The organism is Streptomyces sp. NPDC088915 (genome assembly GCF_044749825.1).
Taxonomy (GTDB): Bacteria; Actinomycetota; Actinomycetes; order Streptomycetales; family Streptomycetaceae; genus Streptomyces.
Genome location: NZ_JBIVIR010000002.1, coordinates 1 through 18,646, shown reverse-complemented (window position 1 = coordinate 18,646; position 18,646 = coordinate 1). Strand labels below are relative to the sequence as shown.

Here is an 18,646-nt window from a genome sequence, read left to right as displayed (position 1 = left end):
TCACTTCTTGCGGCGGCGCCCGCCGCCCGCGTTCTTCTGCGCCTTGCGCCGCTCCGCGCGGGTCAGGCCGTCGCCGGAGTCCCCGTCGCCGGAGGAGAAGTCGCCCTCGACGACACCGCCGTCGCCGTCCACGGTCGGCGCGGAGAAGTGCAGCCGGTCCGGCCGCTGCGGGGCGTCGAGCCCCTTGGCGCGGATCTCCGGACGCCCGGCACCGGCCGGCACCGCGTCGCCCTTGTCGAGCGAGGGCGCGGCCGCCTGCACCGGGACCTCCTCGACCTGCTGCTCGACCTGGACCTCCAGGTTGAACAGGTAGCCGACGGACTCCTCCTTGATGCCCTCCATCATGGCGGTGAACATGTCGAAGCCCTCGCGCTGGTACTCGACCAGCGGGTCCTTCTGCGCCATGGCGCGCAGGCCGATGCCCTCCTGGAGGTAGTCCATCTCGTAGAGGTGCTCGCGCCACTTCCGGTCCAGGACGGACAGGACCACGCGCCGCTCCAGCTCGCGCATGATCTCCGAGCCGAGCTGCTTCTCGCGCGTCTCGTACTGCTCGTGGATGTCGTCCTTGATGGACTCGGCGATGAACTCGGCGGTGATGCCCGCCCGGTCCCCGGCCGCGTCCTCCAGGTCCTCCACGGTGACCTTCACCGGGTAGAGCTGCTTGAACGCGTTCCACAGACGGTCGAGGTCCCACTCCTCCGCGAAGCCCTCGGCGGTCTCCTGGCGGATGTAGTCGTCGATCGTGTCGTCCATGAAGTGCTGGATCTGCTCGTGCAGGTCCTCGCCCTCCAGGACGCGGCGGCGCTCGCCGTAGATGACCTCGCGCTGCCGGTTGAGCACCTCGTCGTACTTCAGGACGTTCTTGCGGGTCTCGAAGTTCTGGGTCTCGACCTGCGACTGCGCGGAGGCGATGGCGCGGGTGACCATCTTGTTCTCGATCGGCACGTCGTCCGGCACGTTGGCCATGGCCATCACGCGCTCGACCATCTGCGCCTTGAACAGGCGCATCAGGTCGTCGCCGAGGGAGAGGTAGAAGCGGGACTCGCCGGGGTCGCCCTGACGGCCGGAACGGCCGCGGAGCTGGTTGTCGATGCGGCGGGACTCGTGGCGCTCGGTGCCCAGGACGTACAGGCCGCCGAGCTCCTTGACCTCCTCGAACTCCGCCTTCACGGCCTTCTCGGCGCGCTCCAGGGCGGCGGGCAGGGCCGCGGCCCACTCCTCGACGTGCTCGACCGGGTCCAGGCCCGCCTGGCGCAGCTCGGCCTCGGCGAGGTCGTCCGGGTTGCCGCCGAGCTTGATGTCCGTACCTCGGCCCGCCATGTTCGTGGCGACGGTGACGGCGCCGCGGCGGCCGGCCTGGGCGACGATGCTGGCCTCGCGCTCGTGGTGCTTGGCGTTGAGCACCTCGTGCTGGATGCCGCGCTTGGAGAGCTGCTGCGAGAGGTACTCGGACTTCTCGACGGAGGTCGTGCCGACCAGGATCGGCTGGCCCTTCTCGTGCTTCTCCGCGATGTCGTCGACGACGGCGGCGAACTTCGCGACCTCGGTCCGGTAGATCAGGTCCGACTGGTCCTTGCGGATCATCGGCTTGTTCGTCGGGATCGGGACGACGCCGAGCTTGTAGATCTGGTGGAACTCGGCGGCCTCGGTCATGGCCGTACCGGTCATGCCGGACAGCTTGTCGTACAGACGGAAGAAGTTCTGGAGGGTGATCGTGGCGAGGGTCTGGTTCTCGTCCTTGATCTGCACCCCCTCCTTCGCCTCGATCGCCTGGTGCATGCCCTCGTTGTAGCGGCGGCCGGCCAGGATGCGGCCGGTGTGCTCGTCGACGATCATGACCTCGCCGTCGATGACGACGTAGTCCTTGTCCTTCTTGAACAGTTCCTTCGCCTTGATGGCGTTGTTCAGGTAACCGACGAGCGGGGTGTTCACCGACTCGTAGAGGTTGTCGATGCCCAGCCAGTCCTCGACCTTGGCGACGCCCGCCTCGTGGATGGCGACGGTGCGCTTCTTCTCGTCGACCTCGTAGTCGCCGGTCTCCTCGATGCCCTTGAGCGGGTTGCCGGGCTCGCCCTTGGTCAGACGGGTGACCAGCTTGGCGAAGTCGCCGTACCACTTGGTCGCCTGGTCGGCCGGACCGGAGATGATCAGCGGCGTACGGGCCTCGTCGACGAGGATGGAGTCGACCTCGTCGACACAGGCGAAGTTGTGGCCGCGCTGGACGAGCTCGTCCTGGGACCACGCCATGTTGTCGCGGAGGTAGTCGAAGCCGAACTCGTTGTTCGTGCCGTACGTGATGTCGCAGCTGTACTGCTCGCGGCGCTGGGCCGGCGTCATGTTGGCGAGGATGCAGCCGACGTTCAGGCCCAGGAAGCGGTGGACCCGGCCCATGAGCTCGGAGTCGCGCTCGGCCAGGTAGTCGTTGACCGTGATCAGGTGCACGCCCTTGCCGGAGAGCGCGTTGAGGTACGCCGGGAGGGTGCCGACGAGGGTCTTGCCCTCACCGGTCTTCATCTCGGCGACGTAACCGAGGTGGAGGGCGGCGCCGCCCATGAGCTGGACGTCGTAGTGACGCTGGCCGAGGACGCGCTTGGCGGCCTCGCGCACCGTCGCGAAGGCCTCGGGCATCAGGTCGTCGAGGCTCTCACCGTCGGCGTACCGCTGCTTGTACTCGTCGGTGAGCGCCCTCAACTCGGCGTCGGAGAGGTTGACGAAGTCCTCTTCGATGGAGTTGACCTGGTCCGCGATGCGGTGCAGTTTGCGCAGGATCTTGCCTTCGCCTGCACGCATGAGCTTGTTGAAGACGGACACTGAGGCTGGTCTCCTTGCCGGTCGGGCCTGGCACTGGGTCTTGTCATGGACACGAGCGCGGGCACGGCAGGTGGTCCCCACCGCAACGGCCATCGTAAGCGAGACCGCCCTCGCACAGGGAGGCCCGCAGTGCCGGAGCCGTACGCCCGCCCGGAATGAGAACGCACGAGGTGGGCGGAAGGTGCCGCCCCGCCCGAAAAGTGTTCGCTTCCACCCGGACCGGTCACCACAATCCCCGGCATGGATCCGATCACCCTCACCACCGACCGGCTGCGGCTGCGCAACCCCGTCCCCGGCGACGCCGACGCCGTGCACGCGATCTGCCAGGACCCCGCCATCCGGCGCTGGACCACCGTCCCCGACCCCTACACCCGGCAGGACGCCGACTTCTTCCTGAACCGCCTGGTGCCCGACGGCTGGCGCGAGGACACCGAGTACGTCTTCGCCGCCGAACCGCTGGCCGGGGGCCCGCTGCTCGCCGCGGCCTCCCTGAGGGACTGCGGCACCGGCACCTGGGAGGTCGGCTACTGGCTGGCCCCTGACCACCGCGGCCGCGGCTACATGACCGAGATCGTCCGCGCCCTGGCCCACTGGGCCTTCACCGGCCTCGGCTGCACCCGTCTGGTGTGGCGCGCCGAGGTGGGCAACACCGGCTCGCGCGCGGTGGCCGAGCGCGTCGGCTTCGTCGTGGAGGGCGTCCAGCGCGCCGGCCTGCCCAACAAGGGGACGCTCCGGGACGGCTGGGTCGGCGCCCTGCTCCCCTCCGACTTCGGCCTCCCGAGCCCCCTGCCGTACCTGCCCGCGCGCGACCTCCCGGCGGCCTGACGGGATCCCGCGCCGGGTGTCGGGACCGGGCCGCCGGTGCCGGGCGCCGGTGCCGGACTGTCAGTGCCGGGGCCTAGGGTGCGGTCCATGACGACTGTGCCGCGCCCCGCCGCCGAACTGTCCGCCGACGAAGCCCGCAGGATCGCGCTGCGCGCCCAGGGGTTCCTGGGCGCGCCCGACCGCCGCGCCGGTGTGCGCGGGGTGCTGCGGAGCCTCGGCCAGGTCCAGCTCGACACCATCTCGGTCCTGGCCCGCTCGCACGAGCTGATCCCGTACGCGCGCCTGGGCGCCGTGGGCCGCACGACGGTCGAGGACGCGTACTGGACCGGGACGCACGCCTTCGAGTACTGGTCGCACGCCGCCTGCGTGCTGCCCGTCGAGGAGTGGCCGCTCTTCGCCTTCCGCCGGCGCGCCTACCGCGGCCGCCCGCACTGGGGCCACGAGCTGTCGCCCGGGGCGTACGACAAGGTGATCGCCCAGCTGCGGGACGAGGGCCCGCGCACGGCGACCGAGCTGGGCGGCGCGAAGAACAAGGGCGAGTGGTGGGACTGGTCCGACTCCAAGATCGCCGTGGAGCGGGCGCTGATGTACGGCGAGGTGGTGGTCGTCGAGCGGCGCGGCTGGAAGCGGGTGTACGACCTGGCCGAGCGGGCGGTCCCCGAGGCGCTGCTCCACGACGACCTGGACGACGCCGAGTGCGTGCGGCGCCTGGTCCGGCAGGCGGGCGAGGCGCTCGGCGTGGGCACGCGCGCGGACATCGCCGACTACCACCGGCTCAAGGGCGAGCAGTTCGACGCGGCGGTCGAGGCGTCGGGGCTGGTGCCGGTGACGGTGGCGGGCTGGGGGAAGCCCGCCTGGGCGGACCCGGCGGCCCTGGCGACCGAGCCGCGCGGCCGGCACCGCACGACGCTGCTCTCGCCGTTCGACTCGCTGATCTGGGAACGGGCCCGCACGGAGCGGATCTTCGGCTTCACGCACCGCCTGGAGGCGTACGTGCCGAAGCAGAAGCGGGTGTACGGCTACTTCGCGATGCCGGTGCTCGCCGGCGGTCGGCTGGTCGGCCGGGTGGACCCGGCCCGCGAGGGCCGGACGCTGGTGGCCCGCCAGGTGACCCTCGACGGCCCCAAGGCGGTCCCGGCGGTGGCCCGTGCCCTGCGCGAGGCGGCCGAGTGGGTCGGCTGCGACACGGTGACGATCCTCCCGGACCGCGTGAACCTCCCGGCCCTGGCCCCGGAACTGGTACGGGAACTGGGCTGAACGCCCCCGTACCGGAGCCTCAGCGGATCTCCAGGATCTTCTCCCGCATCGCGTACACCACCGCCTCCATCCGGGAGTGCAGCTGGAGCTTCTCCAGGATGTTCCGGACGTGGTTCTTCACCGTGTTCTCGGAGATGAACAACTCCTTGGCGATGTCCCGGTTGTTCATCCCGGTCGCGACGAGCTTGAGGACCTCCAGCTCGCGGTCGGTCAGCCGGGGCGCGGGCACGAGCCGGCGCTCGTCGGTCCGCTGGATCATCGACTTGAACTCGGTGAGGAGCTTGGAGGCCATGGAGGGGCTGATCTGCGACTGCCCGTCCGCGACCGCGCGGATCGCCGTGGCGACCTCGTCGGTGGAGATCTCCTTGAGGAGGTACCCGGTGGCCCCCGCCTTGATCGCCTCGTAGAGGTCGGCCTCCTCGTCGCTGATCGTCAGCATGATGATCTTCGCGCTGGGGGCCACCTCCTTGATGGTGGTGCACGCCTCGATGCCGCCGCGCCGGGGCATCCGCACGTCCATCAGGACGATGTCCGGCAGCAGATCGGCCGCTTTGTCGACGGCCTCGGCCCCGTCACCGGCCTCTCCGACGACCTGGATGTCCTCCTCCTGCGCGAGGACGATCTCCAGACCGCGCCGGAAAAGGGCGTGGTCGTCCACGACGAGGACCCGGATCGGCTCCTTGCGGAACGTGCCGCTGTCCGAATCCGATCCCTCCGGGACCGACTCACCGTGCTCGCGCCCGCTGAGCACCGGCCCGAAGCTGTCCGCCATCGTTCCTCCCCCTGAAGGCCGTGGCCTGAATTCGTTTCCGGTCCTCCAACCGGTGCCCAGGAAGCACCGGTTGGCGTGCACGCCATGATTTCATGCCCCGGCGGCCGGCGGGTCGATCCTCGGACGCACGGGGGTGCCCCTGGGGGCGCGCCGTGCGCTCCAGGGGCACCGTGAGGTGTGGATGGTGCGGGGCGGCGGTCAGCCGCCGAGCGCACCGCCCGCGCCGCCGTCGGCGAGCGGGTCGCTCTCGGCGAGCGGGTCGCTCTCCAGGTGGATGACGCCGTAGTCGTACGCGTGTCGCCGGTAGACGACGCTCGGCTGCTTGGTGTCGGAATCGACGAAGAGATAGAAGTCGTGCCCGACCAGCTCCATCTCGTAGAGCGCCTGGTCGAGCGTCATCGGTGCGGCCTTGTGGGTCTTCTCGCGGACCACGAGCGGACCGTCGCCCTGGACCTCGATCGAGCCCACCATCCTGGTCGGCACCTCGTCGGTCTCACCCGGGACGAGGTTGCCCTCCCCGTCGAACTCGGCGACGCCGGGCACGACGTCCCCGACCTCGGCCGCCGACAGCCGGCCGTTGCCGCGGCGGGTGTACCGCTTGTCGTGCTGCTTGCGCAGTCGCGCCTCGAGCTTGTCGCTGGCGAGGTCGAGCGCCGCGTACGGATCGGCCGCCGCGGCCTCCGCCCGGATCACCGGGCCGCGGGAGTGGAGGGTGATCTCCACGCGGTCGGACCGGTCGGCCTGCCGCGGGTTGGGCTCCTTGGACACCTCGACGTCGAGGCTGATCACCTTGCCGTCGAGCTTCTGGATCTTCTCCAGCTTCAGCTTCTCGGCCACGTGCTTGCGGAACCGCTCGGGCACCTCGGTCTTGCGGCCCTTGACGACGATGTCCACGCAGAACTCCGTTCCCGGATCGCCCGGACCGGTTCCTCGACCGCCGGGCATCTCCCTTTGCACCAGACTCCGGTGGATTACCGGAGCTCGGACTCGGCGACTTTCACCTCCTCCTCCCCGGTGGGCAAGATCCCCACCCCACCGACAGGAGGTTAATTCGCCCTGAACTCCTGTCCAGAGGCGCAACCATGTATTCGGCGAGACGATGGCTTTCGCCATTCCTCACAACCGAACATAGCCCCTTCGGACGGGTGTCGGCACCCGCTGCCGCGACATACCTCCGTTCGAGCGTTTTCACCTCTCACCACCTGCAACGTTCCAAGATCTCAATGAGTTCCGGTTTATTTCGAAGGAGGCGGGAGAGGATGCGATCACGGCCGCCGCCCGCTGTTCGAATCCGCGCTGCGCAAAACCGGCCGGTAAACCGTGCGGTATTTCAGGAATGAACGAAAGGTGTACGGCTCCGAGGGCGCGGGCCGCCTCCGCCAGCGAGGCGCCGGTGGTCATCAGGTCGTCCACGAGCACCACCGTTCCCGCCGCCGGCCCCGCGCCCCGTCCCGCCGTCCGTCCCGCCGCCGGTCCCGTCGCGAGCAGTCGCGCGCCGCCCGGTACGACCTCCAGGGCCCCGGAGAGGTTCGCGAGGCGTCCGCGCGCCCCGAGCCCGGCCTGGTCCGCCACGTACCGCCGCTGCCTCAGGACCGGTACCACCCGCGCGTCCCGCCCGGCCCGCCGCAGCCGTGCGGCGGCCGCCAGGGCGATCCGCCGCGTCGGATCGTGACCGCGCGCCCGCACGGAACGCCGCGAGGACGGCACCGGTACGAGGAGCAGCGGCCCTCCCCCGGGCCCCGTGACGGCCCCGGCGGCGGCCTCCACGGCACCGGCCAGGGCTCCGCCCAGGGGCCCGGCGAGCGCGAGCGCCCCGCGCTCCTTGTGGGCGAGGAGCACCTCCCGTACGGCGTCGGCGTAGGGCGCGGCGGCATGCACCACGGGCAGCCCGGCGGGCTCGGGTGCCGGCCGCACCCGGCGCGGCCCCGTCCCGGTCAACGCCTCCGCGCACTCCGGGCACAGCTCGGTCCGCGGTCTGCCGCAGCCTCCGCAGGCGACCGGCAGCACCAGCCCGGCGATCTCGCGCCACCACCCCCGCATGGCTCCACTGTGCGCCTTCCCGCGCTCCTCGGCCACCCCTGTGGAAAACCCCCGGCGGCCACCCCTTCCGGCGCTCCCCGGGAGACCCGGCGAACCCCCGGAAGTACGTCAGGTGCCCCCGCGCGAACCGGCGCGGGCGAGGGGCGGGGAACCCACTAGCCGGGATAGACCGGCGAGTCCCCGTCCTTCACCACCGGCTGCCAGTTCGTCCCCGGCGGCAGCCGGACGATGCCGTCCTCGGAGTCGGCCATCATGGGCGTCTCCACCGACTCCGTGTGCGGCGCGGACACCGAACTCACCCCGTTCAGACCGGGGAGCACCGAGGTCGTGGAGGTCGATCCGTCCGTCTGGAGGTAGCGGATCTGCTGCACGCCCCCCGCCTCCTTGCCGACCACGACGAGCCGGCTCGGCCCGGCCCAGGAGACGGCCGTGACCGATTCCAGCCGGGGGGCGGCGGGCTGGAGGTCCACCACCGAGACGGTGGCCTCCTCGTCCGTCGTGTGCCGCTCGATCCGGCCGATCTGGAGGGTGGTGCGCTCGCCCCGCCTGATCACCAGGGCGATCCGGACGCCGTCGGCGGAGACCCGCAGCGACTCGATCCGGTCGTCCCCCAGCCACGGCGTGCGGACCTCGACGCGCTTCCCGGTACCGCCCGGCACCATCCACAGACGAGGCCGGACGGGGTTCCGGTCGGCGACCCACAGATCGCCCCGGCCGCCCCAACTGGGCGCGGAGAGACGGTCCCCGGGCCGGACGCCATTGCTCTCCACGACGGGCGGCCGGGAGGCCTGCTCCGTGGTGATCGAGGAGACGAACAGGCGCCGGCCGGGTTCGTCGACCCCGGCCGCCCGGGCCTCGCCCCGGTCGACGGCGATCGAACCGAGCCGCACCGTGCCCTTGCCGAGCGGCCCGGGCACGTCGACCGGCGAGGCCGTCTCCTTGCCCGCGACCATCAGCTTCTTCAGCTTGCCCTCGTCGTCGACGAAGTACGGCTTCTCGTCGAGGTCGGTCTCCGGGACCGCCGCGAACTCGGCCGCCTGCCCCTTGCCGAGCCGGCACAGCGAACCCGCCTCGCCCAGCAGCTCCACCTGCTCGACCCGTACGGACGGCAGGTCGCGCAGCGTGAACAGGAGCTGTGCCGCCATCCGCCGGCACGCCACCCCGTCGACCTGCTTCCCCTCGAAGTGGAGCGGCACCTTCAGCGTGGACTGGTCGTCCGTCGCCAGCGAGGTGACCCCGGCCTTCAGCGTCGTACGGGAGGGGAAGCTGGAGTCGACGGCCTGCTTCAGCCAGTTCGTCGGACCGTCGAGCAGCGCCTTGACGGTCTGGGTCACCGGGTCCATCCGGGTGACCGGGTCCTGCCGCTGCCGGATGTAGACGGGATCGGCGACGACCCAGTCCTCCCCGGAGGCGAAGTAGTACTTGTTGACCGACCGGTAGTTGCGGAGGAAGTCGGCCTCGCCGAGGACCAGGCCGGGCGGGAGGCTGTCGATGCGCCACTCCTTGCCCTTGCCGTTGGCCGTCGGCTGCTGCACGACGTGGATCGACCACAGGTAGTCGGCGGGGCTGATCGGCTGGTACGCGTGGCGGGCGTCCACGGTCGCGATCTTGCGACCGGCGAGCGGGTAGACCCGGCCCTCCTTGTCGGGATCGGCGTTGCGGTCGGCCTGCTTGCGGTTGGGCGCGGTGGCGAGCACGGTGATGCTCTGCTCCGGCTTCCAGGTGCCCGCGGCCTTCTTCGTCAGGTACTTGCGGGCGGTGGCGAAGCCGGGGTCGTCACTGGTCATGGCCTCCAGGAAGCCGTCGACGATCTCGTCCGGGACCGCGTTCTCGCGGGGGGCGACGGCGTAGACCCGCACCTGCGAGTCCCCCGTGTTGGAGCCCTTCACCGGCTGGACTTCCCCGCTGTCGGGCATCGAGGCGCAGCCGCCCGCCAGGAGAGCGCCGCACGCGGCCAGCACCGTCGTCCGTGCGACCCGTCCCCGCCCCGCGTGCTCCGCTCGGGAGTCAGCGCCCACGTGTCCCGTCCTCCCGCTCCGCGTTCCCGTTCCCCCGGTCGTTCCCGTCGCCGTTCCGGCCGGCCGTCGCCGTGTGCGTCCCGCGGCCGTCGGTGTCCGCCGCCGCCCGCGCCACCACCCGGGCCCCGCTGCCGGGCAGCGCCGTCGGGTCGACGGTCGCCCGGGGCGCCCCGGGCAGCCGCGGCGGCACCGGGAGCGCCGCCCGGTCCCCACCGGACTGGGCCGGCACCGCCGCCCGGCGGGCGTCCTCCCGCGCCTGGCCCGCGGCCGCCTGCTCGCGGTTGCGGCGCGAGTCCTCGGGCTCCAGGGGTATCGGGGAGCCCCGCAGCGGCTCGTCCGCCGTGCGCGGCAGGGTGAGCCGGAACTGCGAACCGCCGCCGGGCTCGCCCCAGGCCTGCAGCCAGCCGCCGTGCAGCCGGGCGTCCTCGACGGCGATCGACAGGCCCAGACCGGTGCCGCCGGTGGTGCGGGCACGGGCCGGGTCGGCGCGCCAGAACCGGTTGAACACCCGGGTCGCCTCGCCCGGCTTCAGCCCGACGCCGTAGTCGCGGACGGCGACGGCGACGGCCCCGCCCGCGGCGGCCAGCTTCACCACCACGTCCCGGCCCTCGCCGTGCTCGACGGCGTTGACCACGAGGTTGCGCAGGACCCGCTCGACGCGGCGGGCGTCCGCCTCGGCCACCACGGGCTGCTGGTCGCCGACGACCACGATCCGGGTGTTCTTGCGCTCGGCGAGGGGCTCGGCGCCGCCTATGACCCGGCGCACGACCTGGCGCAGGTCTATCGGCTCGGCCTCCAGGGCGGCCGCGCCCGCGTCGAAACGGCTGATCTCCAGGAGGTCGGAGAGCAGCGACTCGAAGCGGTCGAGCTGGTCGCCGAGGAGTTCGGCGGAGCGGGCGGTGACCGGGTCGAAGTCGACACGGGCCTCGTGAATGACGTCGGCCGCCATCCGGACCGTGGTCAGCGGGGTGCGCAGCTCGTGCGAGACGTCCGAGACGAACCGCCGCTGCATCCGCGACAGCTCCTCCAGCTGCTGGATCTTGAGCTGGAGGTTCTGGGCCATCTTGTTGAAGGCCTCGCCGAGCCGCGCGATGTCGTCCTCGCCGGTGACCTTCATCCGCTCCTGGAGCCGCCCGGCCGAGAGCCGCTCGGCGATCCCGGCGGCCATCCGCACGGGGGTGACGACCTGGCGCACCATGAGCCAGGCGATCGCCCCGAGCAGCACCACGACGAAGAGCCCGGCGGTCGCCAGGGTGCCCTTGACCAGGGTGAGGGAGTCCTCCTCCTGGGTCAGCGGGAAGAGGTAGTACAGCTCGTACTGGGTGCCCTCGGCGTCGTTCAGCCGCTTGCCGATCACCAGGCCGGGCTCGGACGCCTTGCTGCTGGTGTAGTGGATCCGCGTGAACTTCTGGAAGGTGTCGGTGCCCTGCGCCACCGAGTGCCGCAGGTCACCGGGGATGCTCGCGGCCGGGTCGACCTCGCCGGAGGCGCGGACGCCACGGCTCGCGGTGTCACCGGTGTCGAGGGAGAGCGCGACCACATTGAAGGCGCTCTGTCCACCGCTGGCGAGCTGCTCGACCAGTGTGGAGCGCCAGTTCACGGAGGCGCCGTCCCGCCCGCCGTCCGGCTGCCCGGGCGTCGCGGGGGTGGTCGCCGCCCGGTCCTGGGCGGCGGAGAACCCGCCGGCGGCCTGGCTCTGGGCGGCCTTCTCCTTGGCGTCGAGCAGACCGTTGCGGACCTGCCCGATGACGACGATGCCGAGCAGCAGCACGACCCCGAGGGACATCAGCAGGGTGCCCGCGACGATCCTCAGCTGGATGTTCCGCCGCCACAGGCGCACGGCGGGCAGCAGGGGCCGACGGATCCAGCGCGCGAAGAGCCGGAAGACCGGCCCTCCCCGCGAACCGTCCTGGAGGAGCCGTCCGCCGCGCGGCGGACGGCCGGAACGCGAGCCCCCCCGCCCCGGTCCGGCAGCCCGCCCCGTACGGCTTCCCGGGTCCCCGGGCTTCGGAGCAGCACTGCCCGTACTCATGTCAGCTCGGCCCCGCCTTGTAACCGACACCCCGGACGGTCACCACGATCTCCGGGCGCTCGGGGTCCTTCTCGACCTTCGAGCGCAGCCGCTGGACGTGCACGTTCACCAGCCGGGTGTCGGCCGCGTGCCGGTAGCCCCACACCTGCTCCAGGAGGACCTCACGGGTGAAGACCTGCCACGGCTTGCGGGCGAGCGCGACGAGGAGGTCGAACTCGAGCGGGGTCAGGGCGATGGACTGCCCGTCCCGCTTCACGGAGTGCCCGGCCACGTCGATGACCAGGTCACCGATGGTGAGCTGCTCCGGAGCCGGCTCCTCGGACCTCCGCAGCCGCGCCCGGATGCGGGCGACGAGCTCCTTCGGCTTGAACGGCTTCACGATGTAGTCGTCGGCGCCGGACTCCAGGCCCACGACCACGTCGACCGTGTCGCTCTTGGCCGTGAGCATGACGATCGGCACTCCCGACTCCGCCCGGATGAGCCGACACACCTCGATGCCGTCCCTGCCGGGCAGCATCAGGTCGAGCAGCACCAGGTCGGGCTTCGCCTCCCTGAAAGCGGCAAGCGCCTTGTCACCGTCCGCGACGAACGACGGCTCGAACCCTTCACCCCGCAGCACGATGCCGAGCATCTCGGCCAGTGCGGTGTCGTCGTCGACGACAAGAACGCGTCCCTTCATATCGACATCATCCCATTAGCCAATCGTTACCTGCCGTGACCTGTCCCACAGCGTCTCCCCCTGTCAGGGTCGTGATCTTGTGGAGAACGACCCGCTCGGCCCGCTGCCGCACGGTTCGTACGGCCGGATCGGGCATCCGCACAGTGTGCCGTCTGCCGCCCGCACAATGAAGGTCCGGACGAAGCTACGAACGACGAGGCCGCTCCCGCCCACGGGCGGGCCCCGCGTGGCACGATGGCACCCGGCCCGCCGCCGCGTTCAGGTGTCGGCCGCCGTGACCGAGCCGGTTCGCCGATCCGGCACCGCGACCATTCCCACGAGGTGCACGACCGTGAACGACACTCCGGGCTGGACCTCGCCCGGATCAGCCCCTTCCGGCGGCCAGGACGGCTCCGGCGTCCCCCGCCCCGCCGGCCCGGCCGACGTGAACGGCTCCACCTCCCAGTGGTCCAAGGACCAGCCGCCCGCCGGCCGGTGGTCCCCGCCCACCGACCGGACACCGCCCCCCGGCCCCGGCCGGGGCTGGGGAGCCCCTCCCCCCAGCGTGCAGTGGGGCAGGCCGCCGGCCGCGAAGCCCGGCGTGATCCCCCTGCGCCCGCTGGGCGTGGGCGAGATCCTCGACAGCGCGGTGAAGACCCTCCGCGCCTACTGGCGCACGGTGCTGACCATCACGGCCGCGGTTGCGGTGCTCGCCCAGACCGCCCACACCCTGGTCCAGCGGTATCTCGTCCCCAAAACCCCGGCGCTCGACCCGGACGCCACGCCCGCCGAGGAGCTGAGGCAGTCCCTCGAATCGGCCCGGGCCTCCCTGATCGGCCTGGGCCCCGACCTGCTCGTGACCCTGGTGGCGTCGACGATCAGTGCCGCCCTCCTTGCCGTCGTGGTCAGCCGCGCGGTCCTCGGCCGCCCGATCACGCTGGGGACCGCCTGGCGGGAGGCCCGCCCGCGCCTGCTCCCGTTGCTCGGCCTGACCCTGCTGCTCGCGGCGCTGGGCGCCGGCACCATGCTCGTCGGCCTGCTCCCCGGCATCCTGGTCGGCGGCGCCCCGGGCATCGCCCTGGCCGCCCTCGGCGGTTTCGGCGCGCTGGTCCTGAACGTCTGGCTGATGGTCCGCTTCAGCCTCGCCTCCCCGGCCCTGATGCTGGAGCGCGGGGGCGTGGCCGAGTCCCTGAGGCGCTCGGCGAAGCTGGTGCGGGGCTCGTGGTGGCGGATCTTCGGCATCACCCTGCTCACACAGCTGCTGATCTTCGTGTTCGTGATGATCATCGCGATCCCGTTCACCATCATCGGCTTCGTCGTGGACGGCGAGGCCCTCTCCGGGCTGCTCTCCGGCTCCGCCGACTCCGTCGGCTGGCCCTTCCTGATCGTCACCGGCATCGGCGGCGTGATCACCAGCGCGGTCACCTACCCGATCTCCGCCGGGGTGACGGTCCTCCTCTACGTGGACCAGCGCATCCGCCGGGAAGCCCTGGACCTCGAACTGATCCGGGCCGCGGGCCGCCCCGACCCCGTCCCCGGCGCCGAGACCGTCGGAGGCTGATGGCGTGAGGGGCACGGGGGGCACGGCCACGGCACTGGCGCGCCCGCGCGCCGACGGCGACGTACCGGTGGACATCTCCCGTGTCCCCGCCCGCGAGGCGGCGGAGCGGGAACTGTCCGACCCGAGGTACCACGAGAACGATCCGAACCTCCTCCAGCGCGGCCTGGACCGCTTCTGGGAGTGGCTCGACGACCTCTTCGGCTCCGCCTCCCAGGCCACCCCGGGCGGGGTGCTCGGCCTCGTCGTCATCGTCCTGGCCGTGGTCGCGCTCGCCGCCGCCCTCTGGTGGCGCCTGGGCACCCCCCGCCGGACGCCCTCCACCACGGGCGACTCCCTCTTCGCGGACGGCCCCCGCTCCGCCCGCGACCACCGGGAGGCCGCCGCCCGCCACGCCTCCGCCGGCCGCTGGAACGAGGCCGTCCAAGAGCGGATGCGGGCCGTCGTCCGCTCCCTCGAAGAGCGCGCCCTGCTCGACCCCCGCCCCGGCCGCACCGCGGACGAGGCGGCCGCCGAGGCGGGCCGCTCCCTCCCCACCCACGCGGACGGCCTGTGCCTCGCGGCCCGTGCCTTCGACGACGTCACGTATGGCGGCCGCACCGCCGACGAGTCCGCGTACCGCCGCGTCGAGGAGTTGGACACCGCCCTGGAGCGGACCCGCCCCACCCTCGACACCTCTTCCTCGGGGACGCCTGCATGAGCAGCGAGACCACCGGCCCCCTGGCACCCGCCACCACACCGGCCGCGACCGCTCCGAACGGCACCACGTCGACCGCCCCTTCCGCCCGCCAGGTCTGGACCCGTGTCCGCGGCGCGGCCCTCGTCGTCGCCGTGGTCCTGATCGGCGGCCTCGTCCTCGCCACGGTCCGCTCCGCCGGCTCCCACGGCGCCCTCGACCCCCGCTCCACCGACCCCCACGGCAGCCGGGCCGTCGCCGAACTCCTCCAGGAGCGGGGCGTCACGCTCACCCTCGCCACCACCCTCGACGAGGCCACGGCGGCCACGCACCCCGACACCACCCTCCTGGTCGCCGCCCCGGACCTGCTCACGGACGCCCAGCTCTCGACGCTCCGCTCCACCGCGCGGAACTCCGCCGGCCGCACGGTCCTCCTCGGTGCGGGCTCCCCCTCCCTCGGCACGCTCGCCCCGGGGGTCACCAGCGCCCCCGGCACGGCCGTCACGAACCTCTCCCCCGTCTGCACCCTGCCCGCCGCCACCCGCGCCGGCAGCGTCGACCTGGGCGGCGAACGCTACGAGGTCGCCCCCGGCACCACCGCCGACTCCTGCTACCCCGCCGACGGCCTGCCGACCCTGGTCCGCCTCCCCGGCACCGGCACCACCGACACCGTCCTCCTCGGCTCGCCCGACATCCTCCACAACGCCCGTCTCGACCAGCAGGGCAACGCCTCCCTCGCCCTGCAACTCCTCGGCTCCCGGCCCCATCTCGTCTGGTACCTCCCCTCCCTGTACGACTCCTCCGCCGACGCGTCCGAAGACGACACCACCGGCAACTTCCTCGCGCTCATCCCCTCCGGCTGGCTGTGGGGAGCGCTCCAGCTCGCGCTCGCGGCCCTGCTCGCCGCCGTCTGGCGCGGCCGCCGCCTCGGCCCCCTGGTGGCCGAACGGCTCCCCGTCGCCCTCCGCGCCTCCGAGGCCACCGAGGGCCGCGCCCGCCTCTACCGCAAGGCGAACGCCCGCGACCGCGCCGCCTCCGTCCTGCGCACCGCGACCCGCACCCGGCTCGCCCCGCTCCTCGGCGTCCCCACCCGGGACGCCCACTCCCCCGAACTCCTCCTCCCCGCGCTCTCCGCCCGTCTCCCCGGAACCGCCGCGGACTCCGAGGACCTCCTCTTCGGCCCGGCTCCCGCCGACGACTCCACTCTCATCCGCCTGGCGGACCAACTCGACGCCCTCGAAAGAGAGGTACGCACCTCATGAGCGCCCCGACCCCCGAGACCGCTACGAACTCGGACGGCGCCCGCGCCTCCCTGGAGGCCCTGCGCACCGAGATCGCGAAGGCCGTGGTCGGCCAGGACCCCGCCGTCACCGGTCTCGTCGTCGCCCTGCTCTGCCGGGGACACGTCCTCCTCGAAGGCGTCCCGGGCGTCGCCAAGACCCTGCTGGTCCGCGCGCTCGCCGCCGCGCTCGAACTCGACACCAAGCGCGTCCAGTTCACCCCCGACCTGATGCCGAGCGACGTCACCGGCTCCCTGGTCTACGACACCCGCACCGCCGAGTTCTCCTTCCAGCCGGGCCCGGTCTTCACCAACCTGCTGCTCGCCGACGAGATCAACCGGACACCCCCGAAGACCCAGTCGTCCCTCCTGGAAGCCATGGAGGAGCGTCAGGTCACGGTCGACGGCACCCCGCGCCCCCTGCCCGAGCCGTTCCTGGTCGCGGCGACCCAGAACCCCGTCGAGTACGAGGGCACCTATCCGCTCCCCGAGGCCCAACTGGACCGCTTCCTGCTGAAGCTGACGGTCCCTCTGCCCTCACGCGCGGACGAGATCCAGGTCCTCACCCGTCACGCCGAGGGCTTCGACCCCCGCGACCTGAAGGCCGCCGGCGTCCGCCCGGTCGCGGGCCCCGCCGAGCTCGAAGCCGCCCGGGCCGCCGTCGCCAAGGTCGCGGTCTCCGCCGAGATCGCCGGCTATGTCGTCGATATCTGCCGTGCCACGCGTGAATCCCCCTCACTCACGCTCGGGGTCTCTCCCCGAGGCGCCACCGCCCTGCTCTCCACCGCCCGCGCCTGGGCCTGGCTCACCGGCCGGGACTACGTCACCCCGGACGATGTGAAGGCCCTCGCTCTCCCCACCCTGCGTCATCGCATCCACCTGCGGCCCGAGGCCGAGATGGAGGGAGTCACCGCCGACTCCGTCATCCACTCGATCCTCGCCCACGTCCCCGTCCCCCGCTGAGAACGGCGCCCCATGGCCCTCACCGGACGAACCGCGCTGCTCGCGGCCCTCGGATCGCTCCCCGTCGGCATCCTCGCCCCCAGCTGGACGGGGATGCTCGCGGTGAACGCGCCCCTCTCACTCGCAATACTGTGCGACTACGCCCTGGCCGCGCCAGTACGAACGCTCCAATTCACCCGAAGCGGTGACACATCCGTTCGACTCGGTGACGCGGCAGAAGTGCGGCTCACGGTCACCAACCCGTCCCGCCGCCGCCTCCGCGCCCAGCTCAGGGACGCCTGGCCGCCCAGCAGCTGGCTCCCCGGCACCGAACAGGCCTCCTCGCGCCAGCGCCTCACCGTCCCCGCCGGCGAGCGCCGCCGCCTCACCACGTCCCTCCGCCCGACCCGCCGGGGCGACCGCCGCGCCGAGCGGATCACGGTCCGCTCGTACGGCCCCCTCGGCCTCGCGGCCCGCCAGGGCGGCCACGAGGTCCCCTGGACCGTCCGCGTCCTGCCTCCGTTCACCAGCCGCAAGCACCTGCCGTCCCGTCTTGCCCGGCTCCGCGAGCTCGACGGCCGCACCAGCGTGCTGACCCGCGGCGAGGGCACCGAGTTCGACAGCCTCCGCGAGTACGTGCCCGGCGACGACACCCGCTCGATCGACTGGCGCGCCACGGCCCGGCAGACCGCGGTCGCCGTCCGCACCTGGCGCCCCGAGCGCGACCGCCACGTCCTGATCGTGCTGGACACCGGCCGCACCTCCGCCGGCCGCGTCGGTGACGTGCCGCGCCTGGACGCCTCCATGGACGCGACCCTCCTCCTGACCGCGCTCGCCTCTCGCGCCGGCGACCGCGTGGACCTCCTGGCCTACGACCGCCGCCTCCGCGCCCAGGTCCAGGGCCGTTCCGCGGGCGACGTCCTGCCCGCCGTCACCGACGCCCTCGCCCCCCTCGAACCGGAGCTGGTGGAAACCGACGCCCGCGGCCTGGTCGCGATCGCGCTCTCCCGCGCTCCCCGCCGGTCCCTGATCGTCCTGCTGACGGGCCTCGACGCCGCCCCCGTCGAGGAGGGCCTCCTCCCGGTCCTCCCTCAGCTCACCCAGCGCCACACGCTCCTGGTGGCCTCCGTGGCCGACCCGCACATCGCCCGCATGGCCGCGAACCGCGGCACGATCGAGGGCGTGTACGAAGCCGCCGCGGCCACCCAGACGCAGTCCCAGCGCACCCGTACCGCAGACCAGCTCCGACGCCACGGCGTCACGGTCGTCGACACCACTCCCGAGAACCTGGCTCCCGCCCTGGCGGACGCATACCTCGCCTTGAAGACGGCCGGCCGTCTCTGACCGGTCGCGTCGGCCTGAGGGGACCTGGGTAAAAAGGCCCGTGAACGCAGAAAAGCCCCGCACCATAAAGGTGCGGGGCTTTCCCACAATGATTGTTCGGCGGTGTCCTACTCTCCCACAGGGTCCCCCCTGCAGTACCATCGGCGCTGAAAGGCTTAGCTTCCGGGTTCGGAATGTAACCGGGCGTTTCCCTAACGCTATGACCACCGAAACTCTATGAAGTTAACGAACCGCCGCACCCCGCAGGGGGCGTGTTCGTTGCTTCAGAACTAACACAGTGGACGCGAGCAACTGAGGACAAGCCCTCGGCCTATTAGTACCGGTCAGCTCCACCCCTTGCGGGGCTTCCACATCCGGCCTATCAACCCAGTCGTCTACTGGGAGCCTTACCCTCTCAAGGAGGTGGGAATACTCATCTCGAAGCAGGCTTCCCG

General features: G+C 72.2%; 14 protein-coding genes and 2 rRNA genes. 7 read left to right on the top strand and 9 right to left on the bottom strand.

Going from position 1 to position 18,646, the window contains the following annotated elements:
• Entirely contained in the window at nucleotides 1-2,811 is a 2,811-nt protein-coding gene (secA, locus tag ACIP5O_RS03680; protein WP_401288179.1) for a preprotein translocase subunit SecA, read from the bottom strand.
• 240 nt (nucleotides 2,812-3,051) lie between these two features.
• Here secA and ACIP5O_RS03675 point away from each other — a divergent pair, with 240 nt between their 5' ends.
• Nucleotides 3,052-3,636, top strand: coding sequence for a GNAT family N-acetyltransferase (locus ACIP5O_RS03675; RefSeq protein WP_401288177.1), 585 nt, complete (start codon nucleotides 3,052-3,054; stop codon nucleotides 3,634-3,636).
• A gap of 87 nt (nucleotides 3,637-3,723) precedes the next feature.
• On the top strand, nucleotides 3,724-4,893 hold the full coding sequence (locus tag ACIP5O_RS03670; protein ID WP_356540644.1) for a DNA glycosylase AlkZ-like family protein: 1,170 nt from the start codon (nucleotides 3,724-3,726) through the stop codon (nucleotides 4,891-4,893).
• Between the two features lie 19 nt (nucleotides 4,894-4,912).
• Here ACIP5O_RS03670 and ACIP5O_RS03665 read toward each other — a convergent pair whose 3' ends face one another.
• From ACIP5O_RS03665 to mtrA, 6 genes are all read right to left on the bottom strand, one after another.
• Entirely contained in the window at nucleotides 4,913-5,665 is a 753-nt protein-coding gene (locus ACIP5O_RS03665) for a response regulator (RefSeq protein ID WP_401288175.1), read from the bottom strand.
• A gap of 198 nt (nucleotides 5,666-5,863) precedes the next feature.
• Nucleotides 5,864-6,559: a ribosome hibernation-promoting factor, HPF/YfiA family gene (gene hpf, locus ACIP5O_RS03660; RefSeq protein ID WP_185893500.1), complete on the bottom strand. Its 696-nt coding sequence runs from the start codon at nucleotides 6,557-6,559 to the stop codon at nucleotides 5,864-5,866.
• Nucleotides 6,560-6,853: 294 nt separating this feature from the next.
• The gene (locus ACIP5O_RS03655) at nucleotides 6,854-7,705 is read right to left on the bottom strand and encodes a ComF family protein (RefSeq protein WP_401288171.1); all 852 of its coding nucleotides are present in this window, start codon (nucleotides 7,703-7,705) and stop codon (nucleotides 6,854-6,856) included.
• Between the two features lie 155 nt (nucleotides 7,706-7,860).
• Nucleotides 7,861-9,723, bottom strand: coding sequence for an LpqB family beta-propeller domain-containing protein (locus ACIP5O_RS03650; RefSeq protein WP_401288168.1), 1,863 nt, complete (start codon nucleotides 9,721-9,723; stop codon nucleotides 7,861-7,863).
• Complete coding sequence (mtrB, locus tag ACIP5O_RS03645) at nucleotides 9,713-11,755, bottom strand: MtrAB system histidine kinase MtrB (RefSeq protein ID WP_401288165.1); 2,043 nt, start codon at nucleotides 11,753-11,755, stop codon at nucleotides 9,713-9,715. The genes ACIP5O_RS03650 and mtrB overlap by 11 nt, the downstream gene beginning before the upstream one ends.
• Before the next feature lies 1 nt (nucleotide 11,756).
• On the bottom strand, nucleotides 11,757-12,434 hold the full coding sequence (gene mtrA, locus ACIP5O_RS03640) for a two-component system response regulator MtrA (protein ID WP_010356958.1): 678 nt from the start codon (nucleotides 12,432-12,434) through the stop codon (nucleotides 11,757-11,759).
• A 331-nt stretch (nucleotides 12,435-12,765) separates the two neighbouring features.
• Between mtrA and ACIP5O_RS03635 the strand changes: the two genes are divergently transcribed.
• Genes ACIP5O_RS03635 through ACIP5O_RS03615 form a run of 5 tightly spaced genes read left to right on the top strand, consistent with a single transcriptional unit; the run spans nucleotide 12,766 to nucleotide 18,212 of the window.
• Nucleotides 12,766-13,974: a hypothetical protein gene (locus ACIP5O_RS03635; RefSeq protein WP_401288161.1), complete on the top strand. Its 1,209-nt coding sequence runs from the start codon at nucleotides 12,766-12,768 to the stop codon at nucleotides 13,972-13,974.
• A gap of 4 nt (nucleotides 13,975-13,978) precedes the next feature.
• Nucleotides 13,979-14,671, top strand: coding sequence for a DUF4129 domain-containing protein (locus ACIP5O_RS03630; RefSeq protein ID WP_401288158.1), 693 nt, complete (start codon nucleotides 13,979-13,981; stop codon nucleotides 14,669-14,671).
• Nucleotides 14,668-15,909: a DUF4350 domain-containing protein gene (locus ACIP5O_RS03625; RefSeq protein ID WP_401288155.1), complete on the top strand. Its 1,242-nt coding sequence runs from the start codon at nucleotides 14,668-14,670 to the stop codon at nucleotides 15,907-15,909. Before ACIP5O_RS03630 ends, ACIP5O_RS03625 begins: the two co-directional genes overlap by 4 nt.
• A complete protein-coding gene (locus ACIP5O_RS03620; RefSeq protein WP_401288153.1) occupies nucleotides 15,906-16,889 on the top strand; it encodes an AAA family ATPase in 984 nt (327 codons plus the stop codon). The genes ACIP5O_RS03625 and ACIP5O_RS03620 overlap by 4 nt, the downstream gene beginning before the upstream one ends.
• 12 nt (nucleotides 16,890-16,901) lie before the next feature.
• The gene (locus tag ACIP5O_RS03615; protein WP_401288151.1) at nucleotides 16,902-18,212 is read left to right on the top strand and encodes a DUF58 domain-containing protein; all 1,311 of its coding nucleotides are present in this window, start codon (nucleotides 16,902-16,904) and stop codon (nucleotides 18,210-18,212) included.
• 94 nt (nucleotides 18,213-18,306) lie between these two features.
• On the opposite strand, the gene rrf is transcribed toward ACIP5O_RS03615, so the two are convergent.
• Nucleotides 18,307-18,423 (bottom strand): 5S ribosomal RNA (rrf, locus tag ACIP5O_RS03610).
• A gap of 82 nt (nucleotides 18,424-18,505) precedes the next feature.
• Nucleotides 18,506-18,646 (bottom strand): 23S ribosomal RNA (locus ACIP5O_RS03605); the annotation flags it as partial.

Excerpts from the sequence above, each read along its gene's own strand:
- ACIP5O_RS03675 (WP_401288177.1), top strand. The coding sequence starts at position 3,052 with ATGGATCCGATCACCCTCACCACCGACCGGCTGCGGCTGCGCAACCCC.
- ACIP5O_RS03670 (WP_356540644.1), top strand. The coding sequence starts at position 3,724 with ATGACGACTGTGCCGCGCCCCGCCGCCGAACTGTCCGCCGACGAAGCC.
- ACIP5O_RS03665 (WP_401288175.1), bottom strand. The coding sequence starts at position 5,665 with ATGGCGGACAGCTTCGGGCCGGTGCTCAGCGGGCGCGAGCACGGTGAG.
- ACIP5O_RS03655 (WP_401288171.1), bottom strand. The coding sequence starts at position 7,705 with ATGCGGGGGTGGTGGCGCGAGATCGCCGGGCTGGTGCTGCCGGTCGCC.
- mtrB (WP_401288165.1), bottom strand. The coding sequence starts at position 11,755 with ATGAGTACGGGCAGTGCTGCTCCGAAGCCCGGGGACCCGGGAAGCCGT.
- mtrA (WP_010356958.1), bottom strand. The coding sequence starts at position 12,434 with ATGAAGGGACGCGTTCTTGTCGTCGACGACGACACCGCACTGGCCGAG.
- ACIP5O_RS03625 (WP_401288155.1), top strand. The coding sequence starts at position 14,668 with ATGAGCAGCGAGACCACCGGCCCCCTGGCACCCGCCACCACACCGGCC.
- ACIP5O_RS03620 (WP_401288153.1), top strand. The coding sequence starts at position 15,906 with ATGAGCGCCCCGACCCCCGAGACCGCTACGAACTCGGACGGCGCCCGC.
- ACIP5O_RS03615 (WP_401288151.1), top strand. The coding sequence starts at position 16,902 with ATGGCCCTCACCGGACGAACCGCGCTGCTCGCGGCCCTCGGATCGCTC.